A 16,861-nucleotide genomic window follows, 5' to 3' on the forward strand; every position below is an offset into this window, starting at 1 on the left:
CCACGCGCTCGGAGGCCCCGATGACCGACCCCCTCCTCCCCCAAGCCCCGGCAGGCGAACCACTCGACGTCCTCGTACTGATCAACGCCCTCCGCACCGGCGAACAGATCATCATCCACGGCATCCTCGCCGACCGGCACCTCCACCGCGACCAGGTCCTCCACGCCATCACCACCGCCGGCCTCACCCCCGACCGCGTCCGCCGCGAATGGACAGGCTGGCTCGCCGACCGAGGCGCCGGCGCCAAACGCCAAGGCGTCCTACGGGCCGCACGCCTCCTCGACGTCACCGAATCCACCGCCACCGACGCCTGGGAACTCGGCCGCCGCAAACCCGATCAGCCCACTCCCCCGGCACCACAACCGTCCACTCTGGACACCCCAGTCCGAGAGCTGTAGCGTGCCTCCATCACGGCCCACTCGCACCGGGTGAGCCAACGACCAACGGGGACACACCATGATCGGAATCGTGCGCTCGCTCAGCGATCGCCTGCTCAACGCCCTACTGCCGGACACCACCGCCACGGCATCCGACTGGACGGTCGCCTCCTGGCAAAGCTGCGGCTGCATCGACCGCCGCTACTACCAGAAGTGGTGCACCGCGGCCGGCTGCGGCCCCTGCCAGCGCACCGGCAACCTCTGCCCGCCGGCCTAAGCACCGGCACCCCACCTCGCGCCCCACGGCGCGAGGTGGCACACGACCAACGATCCCTCCGGCACGGTCAGCCCGGCTTGACCGCCAAGGTCGCGAAGTAATGCGACATGTACGCCGCGGACGCATCGGACTGATGCCGCGCCTCAGCAAACCCGGTGACGACGAACCCCGCCTCAAGCTGCCCACCGATCTGACCGGTGAGGGTATGGCTGTACTCGACAGCAGCATCCGCCCCGAACTTCGCAGCCCGCTCCTCAGCCGAATACTGCGCAACATCGCTGTACGGCAACGTATGCACCACGACCAGCTCACCACGCTCGTCGAGAGCCTCATGGTCGAACAGGTACACGTCAGGGTTGAGGAAGCCGGCGAGCAACCTTCCTCCCGGTCGCAGCACCCGGAAACACTCACGCCACACCGGCGCCAACTCCGGCACGAACAAGTTCGACACCGGATGGAACACGACATCGAAACTCGCGTCACCAAACGCACTGAGGTCACGCATGTCCCCCTGGACAGTGCGCAGATCGAGCCCGTCACGCTCGGCCACCATCTGGTCCTGCCCCAGCTGACCAGGCGAGTTGTCGAAGACCGTCACCCGCGCCCCCGCCGCAGCCAAGATCGGCCCCTGCTGACCACCACCAGACGCCAGGCACAGGACGTCCCTACCGGCCAGGTCCGCCGGCAGCCAAGTGCGATCGACCGGCTCACGCCCGATCAGAACGATCGACCAGTCACCCGCACGAGCCCGCTCGACATCGTCGGTACCCACCGGTATCGACCACTCGTTGCCCGCATCGACGTACCGGTCCCAAGCCGCCCGATTATGAGCAACGGGATCTATCTCCTGCATGAGCAAACTCCCAGCCACGACGAAGCCGACACCACCGGTACCGGCACCGCAGTAAACACGAGTCAGGTTGCGGCGCTCAACACAATTGGCCAGCGACGAGGCGCTGACCAGGGCAAGCCGCCACCCTGGATACGTTGTCACAACATGCGAGCGAGCCCGCCGCTGAACCGCTCCGGTCCACCTCCACGCTCGTGGAGAGCACGGACGCGACCCGTATGCGGACACGCCCACCGCCGGTCCACCTCCACGCTCGTGGAGAGCACCCAGCCTCCTCAGCAATGAAGCCGAGATACTCCGGTCCACCTCCACGCTCGTGGAGAGCACGTTCACCGACCTCGGCGGCGCGAACACGCAAGCGGTCCACCTCCACGCTCGTGGAGAGCACGTCGACGTCGACGCATCCCGCACCGGCGCGCACGGTCCACCTCCACGCTCGTGGAGAGCACGGGTTGTACGGTGGCTGTTCGATTCGATGTTCCGGTCCACCTCCACGCTCGTGGAGAGCAGCATCACAGCGCGGCATCGAAATCGCCCGCGTCGGTCCACCTCCACGCTCGTGGAGAGCACCGGGTGCCGGGGTAGCCCAGGAGCTGGCGGACCGGTCCACCTCCACGCTCGTGGAGAGCACCATGTCGTTGGGGCGACTGACAAATGGCGATGAGGTCCACCTCCACGCTCGTGGAGAGCACGTGGCGAGCCACGGGCGGGTGTCGTCGACGGTCGGTCCACCTCCACGCTCGTGGAGAGCACGTGTCGCATTGGTCGCGGGAATGCCTGGGCTGCGGTCCACCTCCACGCTCGTGGAGAGCACCCGACATGGGCTACCCCGACGGCGCCTACGAACGGTCCACCTCCACGCTCGTGGAGAGCACAGCCGATCCACTGTGAACGCACCACCGAGAGGCGGTCCACCTCCACGCTCGTGGAGAGCACAGGTACCAGCGGCGCGGCTCCCGCACCGGCGGCGGTCCACCTCCACGCTCGTGGAGAGCACTTGTCAATCTCCGCAATCAGATCCTTAATGTTCGGTCCACCTCCACGCTCGTGGAGAGCACCGGGGTCAGCTGTCTAGCCGATCCCCTGAACGCGGTCCACCTCCACGCTCGTGGAGAGCACGCGCTCGCCAGGTCAGCTGAGTTGCCCGGTGCCGGTCCACCTCCACGCTCGTGGAGAGCACTCAGCGCTCCCAGCGCTGACTTTCGCCCACAGCGGTCCACCTCCACGCTCGTGGAGAGCACGTGCGCACGCCCGAGTCGGGGTTCCGCCGGTTCGGTCCACCTCCACGCTCGTGGAGAGCACGAGCAGCGTCGCAGACAGGCGCGTGGCGAAGCCGGTCCACCTCCACGCTCGTGGAGAGCACGCTACCCAGCTGATCCGGGACGCGCTGACGGCAGGTCCACCTCCACGCTCGTGGAGAGCACAGCTTTCCCACCTCGGACCAGACCTTCACGTCCGGTCCACCTCCACGCTCGTGGAGAGCACTCGGCCTCGTCGATGAGATGGCTGGGGCCGATCGGTCCACCTCCACGCTCGTGGAGAGCACCCCGACGAGCTCGTCGAGGCCTACGCCGGTGACGGTCCACCTCCACGCTCGTGGAGAGCACACACCGTTGTCATCGACGAACGACTCCAAACCCGGTCCACCTCCACGCTCGTGGAGAGCACGCGTAGCGGAGTGCCGCGTACGCCTGCCAGGTCGGTCCACCTCCACGCTCGTGGAGAGCACAACTTCGTGTCGTCGGTGCCGGCGCCGATGAGCGGTCCACCTCCACGCTCGTGGAGAGCACCGGGTCGAGAGCGAAAAGTGCATCACCCAGGTCGGTCCACCTCCACGCTCGTGGAGAGCACTGCTGCTCGATGCCGCTGCCCCAGCTCGTCGACGGTCCACCTCCACGCTCGTGGAGAGCACGTCCAAGGTCTTGTTCAGCTTCGAGTCGTCCGCGGTCCACCTCCACGCTCGTGGAGAGCACCCTTCGCGAAGTGCAGTTTTACTGAGCCTCTTGCACGTTTTGACACGTCTGGGTCGAGCGCCGAGACACCGTCCCCACTGTCGGTTGTCCTGTCACCGCTCAAGAGTAAGTTCTGGCCTTGTTGCCATGCTGCTGCACTGGAGGCTTCGATGGGTCCGTCTCCTGGGGATGTCGATCTGCGTCTGTGGGGAAAGTCGAAGGATCTTGGTGACGGAGTGCGTTACCCCGTCGTCTGCCACCTTCTCGACACCGCGGCGATGGTGCGGGAACTGTGGTCGTCGTTCGTTTCCCCGGGGAGCAGGGCGTGGCTGGCCGATCAGCTCGGGTTGGACGAGGCCGCGGCGTGTCGTTTGGTTGAGCTCATCGCGGGTCTGCACGACCTCGGAAAGATCATGCTGTTGTTCCAGGCACTCGATACGGTGCCGACGGGATATCCGGCGTACGTGTCACAACGGCGGCTAGGTCATGCGGAGGCCGGCCGGTTGTGGTTGGGGACAGCGCTGCAAGACCTTGGCGCCACCGCTGCCACCGCGCATCGTCTGGCTGAGGTCGTAGGTGGACACCATGGGATCTTCGACCGGGTCGAACCGCTCACGGACTTCTGCCGTCCGGTGCCTGACATCGGTGACGGCGAGTGGGAGGAGCAGCGGCGGCTGGTCTTGGAAAGCGTCTACGGCATTCTCAATGAACCTTCGTTCCCGCAGGACATCCCGGCTACTGCGGCGGTGTTGATCTGCGGGATCGTGGTACTTGCCGACTGGCTGGCCAGCCAGGTCGACTACATCAAGTCGCGACTCCCGGAGGTGCCTTCGACGGGGAGCCGGGCCGAGTTGGCGGCGTTCTTCGCCGGGTCGGTCAGCGCCGCAGCGGATGTGGTCGCGGGCGCCGGGTTGCGGGGGTTGCGGTTGCGGCCGGGCACGTTCGCCGAAGAGTTCGGGCGCAGCCCGCGTCCGATTCAGGCGTCCATTGAGCAGCGTCTTCCGGGGATGGCGAAAGGCCCGGGGCTTCTGGTCATCACCGATCGTCCTGGGGAAGGGAAAACCGAGATCGCGTTGCACGCGGCGAGGATTCTCGGGGAGGCGGCTGGCACCAACGGCTTGTACTTCGCGTTGCCGACCATGGCGACGGCCGATCAGATGCACGGGCGGCTGAAGGCCTATGTGGAGTCACGGGCTCTCGACGATGCTCCGTTGAGTCTGCTACACAGCATGGCCTGGCTAAGTCCGGTGTACACGACGGTCTCCGATGCTGCGGGCACGTCGGAGGTGTCGTCGCATGAGCGGGACATCATCACCATGGTCACCGACTGGATGCGTGGCGCAAAGAAGGCGATGTTCGCTCCGGTCTGCGTCGGGACGATCGACCAGGCGCTTTTGTCGGTCCTTCCGGTGCGGCACAACTGTTTGCGGCTCCTGGGTCTCGCGGGCAAGACGGTGATCATCGACGAGGTCCATGCCTATGACGCCTACACCCGTGGACTGGCCGCAGCGTTGCTGCGGTGGCTGGGGAAGCTCGGTGTCCCGGTGGTGCTGATGTCGGCGACGCTGCCAACAGCGACGATCGACGAGCTCGTGAAGGCCTATCTCGACGTGGGCCGGCGCCGGCGGAAGAAGATGGCGCCTCCGGTGGTGCACTATCCGGGCTGGATCTATGTGGACGGTCCATCGAGGATGGTCGAGCCTGTTGCCGTCGAAGTGCTTCCGACCGCTCGCGTCGACGTCGAGATCGCCACCGAGCCCGTTCAAGTCGTCGACGGGAAAGTCGACCGGATGGGCGCGCTGCGGAAGGTCTTGTCGCCGCTGTTGACCGAACCGGGCTCGGCGGCTGTCATTTGCACGACTGTGGAGCAGGCGCAGCAGACTCGGCAGGATCTCGCCGCGTGGCTGCACGGCCAAGGGGCGCAGGTCGAGTTGACGCTGCTGCATTCTCGTCTGCCGGCGCACCAGCGCGAGTCGGTGACGGCGAAGCTCGTGGCGACGTTCGGGCCGGGCGGGGATCGTTCCCAGGCCGAGATCATCGTGAGCACACAAGTGATCGAGCAGTCACTAGACGTAGATGTCGACGTCATGGTCAGTGATCTCGCGCCGTTTGAGTTGCTGATCCAGCGATCGGGGCGCTGCCGCCGCCACCGCGACAACGACGCTGGCCGGCCCTCCTGGGCGAAGTCGACGAGGCTGGTCGTGTTGACCGCCCCCGAAACCGCCGGTGTGATCACTCTGCCTGCGGCGTGGGGGTATGTGTACCCGCCGGCGATGCTCATCCGGTCTCAGCGACTCCTGAAGCGCTACAGCAACGCCGCGATCACCATCCCCGAACAGGTCCAGGATCTCGTCGACACTATCTATGACGACGAGTCCCTCATCGCCGGCTACGAGAACGCCGAGATCGAGCGCCTCGCCGACGACCTGGTCCGGCGCGCCGAGGCACGCCGCGGCGCCAACGAACTCCCCAAAACCGGCGAGGACCTCAGCTCGCTGACCCGCTCCGCAGTGGAGGAAGAGCGCATCAGCACACGCTTCGACGCAGACTCCGAACGCGTCCTGCCCGTCTTCGAGGCTCGCGACGGCGAGCGCTACCTCGACGCGGCGATGACCAAGCCCTTGCCGACACTCGGTGGCCGGAAGTGGTTCACCGCCGCTGAACAACGCGAGGTCATCAACCACACCATGCCGCTGCGGTACTCCTACATCGCCGACCACGGAGCCGAACACGAGCCGCCGGCCGACTGGTGCGACGACCGGTACCTCAAGCGACTCGTGCTTCTGGTTCAGCGGATGGGGGATGACGGCGAATTCGTGTCGGCGGCGGTAGGGGATCGGCGGATGCATCTTGATCCGATGCTCGGTCTGGTCATTGGCTAGAAGTAGCGGAATCCGAAGAGGCAGAGACGACAAAGTGCCCAGTTTCCGTCACCACTCGTGCTTCATCATGGCTGCGGCCCCAGGACCTCCGCGGCTCTGGCCGAGCGTCGCCTCAAGCGGTGCATCCCTCGGATTTCAGCGCACAGGGGATGACGGCTCGATCAGTCGGTTTCTGTCCAAGATCTGTCTTTTGGTGATGGCTGACGGCCCTGCCTGGGGGTTCCCCGAATCGAAGATCGACCAAAGGTTGCAGCGGTGCTCAGTGGGCCGACGCGCTCGCTTCAGCCCGTGTAACTTCACCTCGCCAACAGACCTCGCGAGCAAGGAGGATGACATGCGAATCAGGGCCCGACGCTGGAGAGCAGTTGCCCTTACGGCCATTGGGGCTGACATTGCACTGGCCCTGGTAGTTCTCGTAATGATCACAACCCAGCGCAGCTGAGTTCCGTCCGAAATGGGGCGTGGTGAGCCGCCTTAGACTCGGCTCACCACGCCGCCTCCACGCTCGTGGAGAACCTCACTTCATAGACGGTAGAAGCACCGCCGCTACCGGTCCACCTCCACGCCGGTGGAGAGTGCGAAAAGGTGCAGGTCATTCAAGGCAATGAGTGGTGATTCTCTGCTTCATCAGGGTGAACTCACTGTCGCCCGCGGATATCTCCAGCTAGATCACCGCACCTCCACCTGCGTGGAGAGTACAGCCGATCAACCGAACTACACGCCACCTTGCCCGAACGATCAACATCGGCCACGAAGGATGATCAAGTCCCTACTGAGGGTGGCATTCCGTCGGACTCTCGTGGCAGGATCCGTCAGTCCGCTCCAGTCCACAAGGGAGCACCGTGTCACCGCCCACGTTCAATCTCCTCACCGAACCGTTCATCCCCGTCACCTGGACCGACCCGACCCCTGGTGCCGCATCAACGATCGGCATCCGCGAGCTTTTCCTTCGCGCACAGGACATCGCCGATCTGGCCGTCCCGTCCCCGCCAGCCGCCAGCGGTCTCATGCGCATCTTGTACGTTCTCGCCGCCGAGATCAGTGGCCTCAACGACCAGGAAGCGCACGACGACTGGAACCGAGAACGCCTCCGCCTCGCGAAGCAGACGAGTTTCGACCCTCAAGCCGTCGATAGGGTCCTCGGCACAGCCGCCGAGTCCCGCTGGGATCTCTTCGACGAGCGTTTCCCTTGGCTGCAGGATCCCCGCCTGGCCACCGAATGCCCCAAGACAACTGGGATCAACAAGTTCGTGTGGGGCCGCGTCGCAGGGAACAACCAGGTGTTCGTCTCCCACGACACCGACGCCGTGCCGCGACCGATCCCCACAAGCGAAGCGATTTGGCACCTCTTGGCCTGGCTGTACTACGGCCCGTCGGGACGATGCTCGGCGCGTGTCGTCGACGGGAAGTCCGAGGCGAACGTGACCGCCGGACAACTGCGGCGGTCACTGTCGATCCACCCCTGGGCCCCGACGTTGTACCAGACCCTGATCGCGGGCCAGGTCTACGACGAGTACTTCGACCCCGACGAAGACCTCCCGGCGTGGGACGAACCGCAGTTGCACAATCCCCTCGGTGTTCCGCCGGAACTCCACGGTTCGCGGATCCTGGCCGGCCAGTTCCGCCACGCGGTGCAGCTGGTACCCAATGAAGACGGGTCGATGGTCACTGATGCGTATGTGACCTGGTCGTTGCGTAAGCCGTTCGAGCCGACGACCGACCCGTACCTGATGTACGCGGTCAACGCCAAGGGCGAACAGTTCCCGCGATATGCCGACGCCGACCGCGCGATCTGGCGCGACCTGGACGCCCTCCTGCGCCACGACCGCGCCGAGCGCAAACTGATCCGCCCGAAGGTTCTCAACGCCGCAACGGCCTTCGGCGTCGACTACCTGAAGACACTACGGATCCGTGTGTTCGCCTTCGACCAGGACGGCCAGACCCGCGACCGGCAATACTTCACCGCCGACACCCCACCGATCCTCGACGCGCTGGCCGAGGACATCGAACGCGCCCACCGTATCCAGGCCGCGGTCACCGCCGGGAACACCAGCGGACACGCACTCACCACCACCCTGTCGGTGGCATGGCGGGAGACGACCAAGGCCGACCCGAAGAAAACTCCCCCGTGGCTGGAGAAGGCCGCCGCGCGCTATTGGAGCGAGGCCGAGCAGGAATTCTGGAGCATTGTCGGCGCCGACGACCCACCTGGTGATCCGATTCCCAACGCGTTCATCCTCTTGGCCGCCAGGGTCTTCGACGACGCCACCAACGAATACGCCTTCAACCCCCGCTTCGTTCGCGCCCTCGAGGAGCAGCGCCGCTGGCTGTTCACCGGCTGGCAGAAGCTTGGAGACCACACATGAGCACCACCGCGCCCAGCGTCCTCACCTCGGCGGCGTCGGCCCTGATTCGCGACCTCGCCAAGAACCGATGGAGAAATGGCGAGGCGACGCCGCCCATCCTCGACATCCCAGGAGACCGGGCGACACTCGCTCGCTGTCTCGGTAGACCCTTCAGCGATCTCTCATGGCTGCAAGCCGAGCGGTTCGTTTCCCCACATCTGCCTGCGGGCGCTGATACCGCCACGGAGCAGGCCTTCTTCCTCGTCGCCGCGATGGTATGCGGGCAGTCCCCGCGCGGACGGGCGCTCGACACCGGGCGTGACCGAGTGTCGTCCTCCGACGATCCGTCAGCCGGGTCGCTGGGCCGGGCGATGGCCATCGCGGTCGTGCACCGCCGTCTTCTCGACGACAAGGGCGCCGAAGGCCGCCTACTTCAGCTCGCTTCGCAGGACACCGCCGGGCTGCACCGCCGACTTCCGACCTTGGTGAAGTTCCTGCGAGACGGGAGGACCCCGCTGAGCTGGGAACAGCTCATCGTCGACCTCGCGCAGTGGCGCTACGGCCGCAATGAGACCGCCCGTTCGTGGATGCGCGACTACCACCGCACCCGACTCAACCTCGAAGCCAACAAGCGGCGCAAAGACAAGATCAGCGACTCCCCCGAAAGTGAGAACCGATGAGCACCGCCCGCTACGTCGACATCCACGTCCTGCAGACGCTGCCGTTCAGTAACCCCAACCGCGACGAGCACGGTTCTCCGAAAACCGTCCAATTCGGAGGGACGGAGCGTTCGCGGATTTCCAGCCAGTCCTGGAAGCGGCAGGTCCGTCTCAAGGTGGAGCACGAGGTCGGGGACGCCGCCGTGCGCACTCGCCGGGTCGTGCACGGGGTCGCCGAGCGCCTGGTCGGGCAGGGCTGGCCGAAAGCCGAGGCCGAAGCCGCCGGCCGTCAGGTCGCCCGCTCGGCAGGTAAGGGCATCAAGCTGGAGCGCTCCAAGGACGAGCAGGATGCCGAGGTCCTCACAACCTCGGTGCTGCTGTACCTCCCGAAGAGCGGCCTGGACGAACTCACCGCCATCGCCGCAGAGTTCCGCGACGAAATCGTCGCCGAGGAAGATAAGCCCGAAGCCAAGCGCAAGGGAATCCTGCCCGCGGACCGCATCACCGAGGTCCTCGGCCGCCGCAGCGCCTCGATCAACCTCTTCGGCCGGATGCTCGCCGAACTGCCCGGCGCCAACGTCGACGGCAGCGTCCAGATGGCCCACGCCTTCACCACCCACTCCACCGTCCCGGAGTACGACTTCTTCAGCGCAGTCGACGACATCGAAGCCGAAGCAAAAATCCCCGGCAGCGGCCACATCAACACCGCCCTGTTCTCCGCCGGCACCTTCTACCGGTACGCCAACGTCAATCTCGCCGACCTGCTCGACAACCTCGGCAGCGACACCAAGACCGCACGCGAACTCACCGGAGCATTCCTCGACGCATTCCTGGTCACGGTTCCCACCGGCAAGGCCATGCCTACCGCGCCCATGTCGATCCCTGATCTCGTCTACATCTCGGTGCGCTCCGACCGGCCGGTGTCGATGGCTTCGGCCTTCGAAAGCGCCGTGAATTCGCAGACCGGGCACATCGAACCGTCCATCCAGCGCCTCGACGCCTACGCCGGACGCGTCGGAAAACTCCTCGGCACCGACCGGCGCCTGTGGCACTCCCATGTCACCAGCACCGATGCAGTGGTCACCGGCCTTGGCGAGAGCCAGGATTCCTTCGACGCACTGGTAACAGCCGCCCTGGAGCGCGCGTACAGCGAGGCGAGCTGATGCCGGGGATCCTGCTGCGGCTGACCGGGCCGCTGCAGAGCTGGGGGTCGCAGAGCCGCTTCCACCTGCGTGACACCGCCGCATACCCGACTCGCTCGGGTCTGCTGGGGATGCTCGCCGCCGCCTGCGGGATACCGCGCGGCGGCGACCTCGGCGAACTCGCTCAGCTCGACTTCACCGTCCGCGTCGACCGGCCCGGGGTGCGCACCCTCGACTTCCACACCGTCGGCGGCGGCCTGCCTCGCGACTGGACCGTGCCCACTGCAGAAGGAGGGCGTCGTCCCGAAGGCGGCGCCACCATCGTGACCCGCCGCCACTACCTCGCCGACGCCGCCTTCGTCGCCGCCGTCACCGGCGAGACCAGCGTCCTTGAACGCGTCCTCCACGCCCTTGCCAAGCCGACGTGGCAACCGTTCCTCGGGCGACGATCCTGTCCGCCCGAGCAGCCGCTGAGCCTTGGCGCGATCCACGATGACGCTCTCGCCGAGCTCCTGCGCGTTCCCATCGCACGAACAGCACCTAGGGGCGCCGACGATGTTGGCATTGACGTCGTCGGATCACGGCCATTCCCGCAAGCCGCGGTAACACCCGCACGGACGGCGATCGCCGATGACCCGGTCGCATCCACCGGCGGTGAACGCGGGTTCCGCCGGCGCGACGTATACGTCTCGACCTTGCGGCTACCCGCTCGCCTGTGCGCCGGCATCGGCGACCTCTACCTCGACCGTCTCGCCACATATCTGGACGGGCAATGATGACCACCTGGCTCACCAAGATCACGCTTGTCGCCGGAGACCGAGCCGTCCAACGGCTGCTCGACGACGCCGGCGCCTTGCACAACGCCCTCATGCGGCTCGTCCCCGACGGCCTCGGCGACCACCCGCGTGCCCAGACCGGGCTGCTCTACCGCGTCGAACAGCACACCAGGACACCGCAGATCCTCGCCCAGACGACAGTCGAGCCCGACATCTCCCGGCTCGACAAACGCCTCGCCGACCAAGTCGCCGTCCGCGACCTCACCGGATTCCTTACGGGACTGCGTAACGGCAACCGCGTCCGGTACCGCATCACCGCCAACCCCACCAAACGCCACGGCCGCTCCGCCAACGACGGCAAAGCCGGCAAGCTCTACGTCGTCTCCGGGGCTCTGGCCGAACGCTGGTGGACCGACCGCGCCGCCGAAGGCGGCCTCGACGTGCGCTCGGTCGAGTACCGCAAGCTGCCCGAGATCCGGGTGCGCGCCAAGGGATCCCACGCCGCCGCCCAGTTCGACGGCGGCGCCGTCATCACCGACGCCGACCACGTCCGCGCCATGATCACAGACGGCCTAGGCCGCGCGAAGTCCTACGGCTGCGGCCTCCTCAGCCTCGGACCCGCCTGACCGCAATGGCCACCACCGACCCGCGGCGGCGCCTCGCGGCGCCGACCGTGGCGATGCTGCCCCGCATCGCCGACAGCCTCTCCTTTCTTTACCTGGAGCACGTTCGCGTCGTCCAAGACGACACCGGGGTGTGCGCCCAAGTCGTGCAAGCCGACGGCCGACAGGACAAGGTCTACCTCCCCGTCGCCGCCCTCGCCTGCATCCTGCTGGGCACCGGCACGTCGGCCACCAGCCCGGCCATCGCCACCATCGCCCGCCACGGCGCGACCGTGCTGTGGACCGGATCCGGCGGTGTGCGCATGTACGCCGCCGGCCACACCAGCGAACAAGGCACCCACTGGCTCGAACGACAAGTCAGAGCCTGGGCCGATACCGACACCCGCCTGGAAACCGCGCGCCTCATGTACGAGATGCGCTTCGACGAAGACATCGCGCCCGGGACCGGCCTCAACCAGCTCCGTGGCCTCGAAGGCCAGCGGATGAAGCGCCTCTATCAGGCGCTGGCCGACAAGTACCGGCTCCGCGGCTTCAGGCGGCAATACGACCCGCACACCTGGGACGCCCAAAACCCCGTCAACCAGGCCCTGTCGGCGGCCAACACCGCTCTCTACGGCATTGTGCACGCCGCGATCTGCGCCCTCGGATGTTCACCCGCCCTCGGGTTCGTGCACTCGGGGAAACAACTCTCCTTCGTCTACGACATCGCTGACCTCTACAAGGCCGAGCACACCGTGCCCCTCGCCTTCGCCCTCCACCGCGCCGGAAACCCCGACAGCGAAGCCCGCCGACGCCTACGCGACGAGTTCCGCCTTTACCGGCTCATGCCACGCATCGTCAACGACATCCAGGCCCTCCTCGACCCCGACACCGACACCGACACCGACACCCCCGACGAGATACCCCAACCCCAAGTCGTGAACCTGTGGGACCCCATCCGCGGCGAACTCCCCGGCGGTGTCAACTACGCCACCAACGAAGACTGGTGAGGCAGGACCGCTGTGGCAAACATGGTCGTGATCGCGACAACCGCAGTACCTGACCACGTCCGCGGAGCACTCACCCGCTGGATGACCGAACCCGCACCGGGCCTCTACGTGGGCACCATGTCCGCGAAAGTCCGCGACGAACTCTGGTACGCCGTCGCCGCCTCAGTCGCCGACGGTGCCGCGGTATGCCTTTATCCCGCCGACAACGAACAGCGCTACGCCATCCGCACCGCCGGACAACGCCGACGCCGACCGATCGACTTCGACGGGCTCACTCTCGTGGCGTTCCAAGGCCTTGACGAGCAGAACGGTAAAACGGGTCAGTAAAAGGCCAGCTCGCGAAGGGTGCTCTCCACGGGCGTGGAGGTGGTCCGGCCTGGAAGATGCCGTACTGGCTGGCCAGGATGTGCTCTCCACGGGCGTGGAGGTGGTCCGGACTTCGGCTAGGTAGTGGGGGTGGAGCTGGTGTGCTCTCCACGGGCGTGGAGGTGGTCCGGCGTCGACAGCATTCGTGGCCTGCTGCACGAGGTGCTCTCCACGGGCGTGGAGGTGGTCCGGCCCCTACCGCTGGTTTCAGAGCTGCGGCATCGTGCTCTCCACGGGCGTGGAGGTGGTCCTGCCTCGCCATGGTTGCCCTTGAGCCGGGAGGAGTGCTCTCCACGGGCGTGGAGGTGGTCCGTCATCGTCCACATCGTCCACCTCGGAGGTTCCGTGCTCTCCACGGGCGTGGAGGTGGTCCGGAGTCAACATGAGCAACAACGACACCGGCGACGTGCTCTCCACGGGCGTGGAGGTGGTCCGCACGCGGAGATGGTGTGGCTGGGCGTCAACGTGTGCTCTCCACGGGCGTGGAGGTGGTCCAGACGCAGTCGGACAAGGACCTCGGTTTCGATGGTGCTCTCCACGGGCGTGGAGGTGGTCCGCCGGGGCGGAGTCGATTCGGCTCGGTGCCGACGTGCTCTCCACGGGCGTGGAGGTGGTCCGGGAAAACCGCAACCCCAGCACGCCGCTCAAATGTGCTCTCCACGGGCGTGGAGGTGGTCCGCCAGCGACGGCGACGTGTGGCAGGCCGTCCACGTGCTCTCCACGGGCGTGGAGGTGGTCCGCCGCCTCTGCCGATGAGCTCGACGAGGACGACGTGCTCTCCACGGGCGTGGAGGTGGTCCGGCGGCCGCCCGCGACGCGTGGGCTGAGGGCTGGTGCTCTCCACGGGCGTGGAGGTGGTCCGGCTCGTTGAGTGGTCCGAGACCCCGAACGCGCGTGCTCTCCACGGGCGTGGAGGTGGTCCGGATGTTTGTCACGTTCGCTTCGCTGTCCATACGTGCTCTCCACGGGCGTGGAGGTGGTCCGGGCCGATGCACCGCGAGAAGCGCACGCTCCTGGTGCTCTCCACGGGCGTGGAGGTGGTCCGTCGACGTCGCGGAGGAGGCTTGACGCGGTCATGTGCTCTCCACGGGCGTGGAGGTGGTCCGTAGGCCACGAGCGCGGCGAGGATCTGCGCGCCGTGCTCTCCACGGGCGTGGAGGTGGTCCGACTTCGCGGGCGCGGCGGTTCTTCGCGGCACCGTGCTCTCCACGGGCGTGGAGGTGGTCCCACAACACCCACCGCCTCATCCGGCCGGTGACCGTGCTCTCCACGGGCGTGGAGGTGGTCCGATGTCCGGCCGCTTATCGCCCGTGCCGTAGAGGTGCTCTCCACGGGCGTGGAGGTGGTCCATTGGGAACGATCTCCGGGAGAAAAAGGCCCGCGTGCTCTCCACGGGCGTGGAGGTGGTCCGCCGTCGGCGGCGGAGTGCAGCGTGGTGATGTCGTGCTCTCCACGGGCGTGGAGGTGGTCCGCCGCGTCCGGCCGAACGGCAACAGTTTCGACAGTGCTCTCCACGGGCGTGGAGGTGGTCCTGCCCTCCCCACGGGGTCACCTTGTCTCGCAGGGTGCTCTCCACGGGCGTGGAGGTGGTCCGACGGAATGGACGCCAGCACAGGCGGCGAGCGCGTGCTCTCCACGGGCGTGGAGGTGGTCCGATCATGAACGCGAACAACAGCCGGGAAGACGTGTGCTCTCCACGGGCGTGGAGGTGGTCCGCTTTCGCGAGGGCCGCCGCAGGCACCGCCAGGGTGCTCTCCACGGGCGTGGAGGTGGTCCCGATCGGCCGGACCCCCGACTGGGACAAATGGCGTGCTCTCCACGGGCGTGGAGGTGGTCCGTGGGATCGGACTTCACCGGGGAAAACACGGCAGTGCTCTCCACAGGCGTGGAGGTGGTCCTCGGCAGGCTCCCGGGGGGAGCGCGAGTTGGAGCGTGCTCTCCACGGGCGTGGAGGTGGTCCGGCCCGCACCGACATCCCGGCCCAGCTCGGCGAGTGCTCTCCACGGGCGTGGAGGTGGTCCGCGGTCGCAGTGAAAGCAGGGCACGCCGGTATGGTGCTCTCCACGGGCGTGGAGGTGGTCCGGCGCCCTGCCCCTGATCGGTGGGCGGCCCGTTGTGCTCTCCACGGGCGTGGAGGTGGTCCGGCCTCGCCGACGCGCCAGGCGAGCTCGTTGTTGTGCTCTCCACGGGCGTGGAGGTGGTCCGAGCGTCGCATCGCCGAGGCGGACCTCGTGCTCGTGCTCTCCACGGGCGTGGAGGTGGTCCGCTCCAGGTCGGTCGGGGTGTTGGCGGTCAGGCGTGCTCTCCACGGGCGTGGAGGTGGTCCGGCGTTGCCAGAACTCGTCTTCGGCGGCCGGCCGTGCTCTCCACGGGCGTGGAGGTGGTCCGCGCGGCTACCCAGGGACGGACGATTGGAGTCCGTGCTCTCCACGGGCGTGGAGGTGGTCCGGCGGAGAGGTCGGGTACAGCACCCGGTCGGGGGTGCTCTCCACGGGCGTGGAGGTGGTCCCGAGATGTCGACGGTTTCGGTGTCCTCGTCGATGTGCTCTCCACGGGCGTGGAGGTGGTCCGCGCCCGCTCCGCCTCGGTGCAGGGTTTCCGTAGTGCTCTCCACGGGCGTGGAGGTGGTCCGCGATCGTCAACGCGACCGATCGGCGCAACCAGGTGCTCTCCACGGGCGTGGAGGTGGTCCGATCCCCGCCGCGCTCGCGGAGTATCTCGCCGGTGCTCTCCACGGGCGTGGAGGTGGTCCGCCGACACCTCCGTGGGTGCTGACGTCATCCTCGTGCTCTCCACGGGCGTGGAGGTGGTCCGCGCTTTTAGTCAGTCAGCTCGTCATCGCCATCGTGCTCTTGACGAGCGTGGAGGTGGAGTGGCCACAGTTTTCCGATGGCCGCAAGTGATCCGCATGACCAAGCAGCGCACGGCAACAAAGCCCGCCGCCAAGCTAGGGACGACGGTCGTGCCGCTAGAGGATGAACTCTGGCATCCGCCTGGGGCGAGCCTCCGCGGCGGACAAAGGCCGCCCTGGCGGTCGCGCGGGAGCGCTCTGCCAGCGTTCTCCGCATGGTGTCGGCTCGCTCCTTCTCACTACCGCCATTGTGACGAACTTATCGGCCTTCGCTCGGGAGACGGCTGCTCACCTTCCGCGCGCAGGCCTCCATGACCGCTCGCGCGTCCATCCCGAGCGACTCAATGGCCACCAGCGCGGTCAACGCGACGTCGGCCAATTCGGCGGCGACATCGTCGTGGGAGTGGGTGATCCCCTTGCGAGGGTTTTGTCCAACGGCGCCGATCCATGCGCCAGCGGCTTCCCCGGCCTCCTCAGTGACCTTGAGGATCCGGCAGGTCAGTTCCATCTGACTGGATCCGTTCGCTTCGTCCAGCCAACGCCGAGCGGCCTGAATCGTCATCCACACCGAGTCACTCACCCCGCCACAGTACGACTCGATCAGTCGCATTCCTTGTCCCGCCTCATCGCGGATCGGGCGCCGCCGTTGACGAACATGTGGCGTGCCTCTGTGTCTGGCCCTAGTACTACAGCTGTGGTTTGTTATTTGTATACTGTGGACTGTGGTGGCGGTTGATCTCGATGCGTGGGTTGCGGGTTTAGACGGTTTGCT

At 66.8% G+C, this 16,861-nt stretch carries 12 protein-coding genes and 2 CRISPR repeat arrays; of the genes, 10 read left to right on the plus strand and 2 right to left on the minus strand.

Going from position 1 to position 16,861, the window contains the following annotated elements; genetic code table 11:
* Positions 1 to 20: 20 nt before the first annotated feature.
* Positions 21 to 398: a hypothetical protein gene (locus HNR73_RS36650; protein WP_184792667.1), complete on the plus strand. Its 378-nt coding sequence runs from the start codon at positions 21 to 23 to the stop codon at positions 396 to 398.
* 58 nt (positions 399 to 456) lie between these two features.
* Positions 457 to 654 carry a hypothetical protein gene (locus HNR73_RS36655; protein ID WP_184792668.1) on the plus strand — a complete coding sequence of 66 codons (198 nt, stop codon included), beginning with the start codon at positions 457 to 459 and terminating at the stop codon, positions 652 to 654.
* Positions 655 to 721: 67 nt separating this feature from the next.
* Here HNR73_RS36655 and HNR73_RS36660 read toward each other — a convergent pair whose 3' ends face one another.
* Entirely contained in the window at positions 722 to 1,507 is a 786-nt protein-coding gene (locus tag HNR73_RS36660; RefSeq protein WP_184792669.1) for a class I SAM-dependent methyltransferase, read from the minus strand.
* 173 nt (positions 1,508 to 1,680) lie between these two features.
* A CRISPR array of direct repeats spans positions 1,681 to 3,477; the repeat unit is 29 nt; unit sequence CGGTCCACCTCCACGCTCGTGGAGAGCAC.
* Positions 3,478 to 3,626: 149 nt separating this feature from the next.
* On the opposite strand from HNR73_RS36660, the gene cas3 reads away from it, so the two are divergent.
* The 8 genes from cas3 (at position 3,627) to cas2e (ending at position 13,199) form a co-directional block, all read left to right on the plus strand.
* The gene (gene cas3, locus HNR73_RS36665; RefSeq protein WP_260337671.1) at positions 3,627 to 6,338 is read left to right on the plus strand and encodes a CRISPR-associated helicase Cas3'; all 2,712 of its coding nucleotides are present in this window, start codon (positions 3,627 to 3,629) and stop codon (positions 6,336 to 6,338) included.
* Between the two features lie 842 nt (positions 6,339 to 7,180).
* Positions 7,181 to 8,704, plus strand: coding sequence for a type I-E CRISPR-associated protein Cse1/CasA (casA, locus tag HNR73_RS36670; protein WP_184792671.1), 1,524 nt, complete (start codon positions 7,181 to 7,183; stop codon positions 8,702 to 8,704).
* Positions 8,701 to 9,363, plus strand: coding sequence for a type I-E CRISPR-associated protein Cse2/CasB (casB, locus tag HNR73_RS36675; RefSeq protein WP_184792672.1), 663 nt, complete (start codon positions 8,701 to 8,703; stop codon positions 9,361 to 9,363). The genes casA and casB overlap by 4 nt, the downstream gene beginning before the upstream one ends.
* Positions 9,360 to 10,505, plus strand: a complete 1,146-nt coding sequence (gene cas7e / locus HNR73_RS36680) for a type I-E CRISPR-associated protein Cas7/Cse4/CasC (RefSeq protein WP_184792673.1) — start codon at positions 9,360 to 9,362, stop codon at positions 10,503 to 10,505. The genes casB and cas7e overlap by 4 nt, the downstream gene beginning before the upstream one ends.
* Positions 10,505 to 11,260, plus strand: a complete 756-nt coding sequence (gene cas5e, locus HNR73_RS36685) for a type I-E CRISPR-associated protein Cas5/CasD (protein ID WP_184792674.1) — start codon at positions 10,505 to 10,507, stop codon at positions 11,258 to 11,260. Before cas7e ends, cas5e begins: the two co-directional genes overlap by 1 nt.
* The gene (locus tag HNR73_RS36690; RefSeq protein WP_184792675.1) at positions 11,257 to 11,886 is read left to right on the plus strand and encodes a type I-E CRISPR-associated protein Cas6/Cse3/CasE; all 630 of its coding nucleotides are present in this window, start codon (positions 11,257 to 11,259) and stop codon (positions 11,884 to 11,886) included. Before cas5e ends, HNR73_RS36690 begins: the two co-directional genes overlap by 4 nt.
* Before the next feature lie 5 nt (positions 11,887 to 11,891).
* On the plus strand, positions 11,892 to 12,872 hold the full coding sequence (cas1e, locus tag HNR73_RS36695) for a type I-E CRISPR-associated endonuclease Cas1e (RefSeq protein ID WP_184792676.1): 981 nt from the start codon (positions 11,892 to 11,894) through the stop codon (positions 12,870 to 12,872).
* Between the two features lie 21 nt (positions 12,873 to 12,893).
* The gene (gene cas2e / locus HNR73_RS36700; RefSeq protein WP_221331316.1) at positions 12,894 to 13,199 is read left to right on the plus strand and encodes a type I-E CRISPR-associated endoribonuclease Cas2e; all 306 of its coding nucleotides are present in this window, start codon (positions 12,894 to 12,896) and stop codon (positions 13,197 to 13,199) included.
* 18 nt (positions 13,200 to 13,217) lie between these two features.
* Positions 13,218 to 16,051: direct repeats of the CRISPR family, unit length 28 nt; unit sequence GTGCTCTCCACGGGCGTGGAGGTGGTCC.
* 297 nt (positions 16,052 to 16,348) lie between these two features.
* On the opposite strand, the gene HNR73_RS36705 is transcribed toward cas2e, so the two are convergent.
* Positions 16,349 to 16,699, minus strand: a complete 351-nt coding sequence (locus HNR73_RS36705) for a MazG-like family protein (protein ID WP_260337672.1) — start codon at positions 16,697 to 16,699, stop codon at positions 16,349 to 16,351.
* Positions 16,700 to 16,861 lie beyond the last annotated feature (162 nt).

Source organism: Phytomonospora endophytica (assembly GCF_014202425.1).
Classification (GTDB): domain Bacteria; phylum Actinomycetota; class Actinomycetes; order Mycobacteriales; family Micromonosporaceae; genus Phytomonospora; species Phytomonospora endophytica.

What these genes read in the sequence shown, in the direction of transcription:
- HNR73_RS36650 (WP_184792667.1), top strand. Translation starts at nt 21, where the DNA reads ATGACCGACCCCCTCCTCCCCCAAGCCCCGGCAGGCGAACCACTCGAC.
- HNR73_RS36655 (WP_184792668.1), top strand. Translation starts at nt 457, where the DNA reads ATGATCGGAATCGTGCGCTCGCTCAGCGATCGCCTGCTCAACGCCCTA.
- HNR73_RS36660 (WP_184792669.1), bottom strand. Translation starts at nt 1,507, where the DNA reads ATGCAGGAGATAGATCCCGTTGCTCATAATCGGGCGGCTTGGGACCGG.
- cas3 (WP_260337671.1), top strand. Translation starts at nt 3,627, where the DNA reads ATGGGTCCGTCTCCTGGGGATGTCGATCTGCGTCTGTGGGGAAAGTCG.
- casB (WP_184792672.1), top strand. Translation starts at nt 8,701, where the DNA reads ATGAGCACCACCGCGCCCAGCGTCCTCACCTCGGCGGCGTCGGCCCTG.
- cas7e (WP_184792673.1), top strand. Translation starts at nt 9,360, where the DNA reads ATGAGCACCGCCCGCTACGTCGACATCCACGTCCTGCAGACGCTGCCG.
- cas5e (WP_184792674.1), top strand. Translation starts at nt 10,505, where the DNA reads ATGCCGGGGATCCTGCTGCGGCTGACCGGGCCGCTGCAGAGCTGGGGG.
- HNR73_RS36690 (WP_184792675.1), top strand. Translation starts at nt 11,257, where the DNA reads ATGATGACCACCTGGCTCACCAAGATCACGCTTGTCGCCGGAGACCGA.
- cas1e (WP_184792676.1), top strand. Translation starts at nt 11,892, where the DNA reads ATGGCCACCACCGACCCGCGGCGGCGCCTCGCGGCGCCGACCGTGGCG.
- cas2e (WP_221331316.1), top strand. Translation starts at nt 12,894, where the DNA reads ATGGTCGTGATCGCGACAACCGCAGTACCTGACCACGTCCGCGGAGCA.
- HNR73_RS36705 (WP_260337672.1), bottom strand. Translation starts at nt 16,699, where the DNA reads ATGCGACTGATCGAGTCGTACTGTGGCGGGGTGAGTGACTCGGTGTGG.